Origin of the sequence: Curtobacterium sp. MCBD17_023, from assembly GCF_003224415.1 — a bacterium.
Lineage (GTDB): Bacteria > Actinomycetota > Actinomycetes > Actinomycetales > Microbacteriaceae > Curtobacterium.
In genome coordinates, this window is sequence record NZ_QKLJ01000031.1 from 1 (window position 1) to 784 (window position 784).

The 784-nt window shown below is 68.2% G+C and carries 1 protein-coding gene; it reads left to right on the forward strand.

What is annotated here, in order from left to right; translation table 11 throughout:
- Positions 1-146: 146 nt before the first annotated feature.
- Positions 147-784: hypothetical protein (locus tag DEI84_RS15405; RefSeq protein WP_110891523.1), on the forward strand; the 638-nt coding region annotated here is incomplete at its 3' end.

Genomic DNA, 784 nt, shown 5'->3' on the forward strand with positions numbered 1-784 from the left:
GGTGCCGAATCACTGTCACAAGCCGGGAACGGCCCGCAAGCGCTCACCAGCCGCACATCGCTGGTTCTCCACCCCTTCGCGGGGTGTGTTCGGCGCGCATCCCATTCCAGATCCGCGCCGAGCGCGACAAGCAAAGGAACGAAGACATGCGCAAGTCCCTGAAGACCTCGATCACCCTCGCCACGACCGGTGCCCTCGTGCTCGGCGGTGCAGCGTTCGGCGTCAGCGCCGCGAACGCCTCCACCCCGGCCGTGCACACCGTCTCCAGCTCCGCCTCGAAGATCCCCGCCCCGGTCGCGTCGGTCCCCGAGGTCCTCGGCGGCGACACCTCCGTCGCCCTCGACAAGGGCTTCACCGACGCCCTGACCTCGCTGAAGCTCACCCCGGGTGTCTCGGGAGATGCGACCCTCGAGGACGGCGCCGTGTCGTTCCCGATCACCTCCGGCTCGGTCACCTACTGGAGCCCGGACGGCAACTACCGCCCCTACGTCCAGGGTCTGCTGAACCACGACGACTCCGGCCTGACCCTCAAGGCCGGCGACACCACCGTCACGCTCGAGAACTTCGTCGTGAACCCGGGCTCCTCGAAGCTCTACGGTGACGTCCTCGTCAACGGCAAGGTCGCCGCCCCGAACGCGTTCCTGTTCGAGCTGCACGGCGGCTCCCTCAAGCCCCTCCAGCTCGAGGGCGACAACGCGATCCTGACCGGCACCACCGTCCACATCTCCCAGGACGCCGCGGACCTGCTGAACCAGACCTTCAAGACCGACGCCGTCAAGCGCGG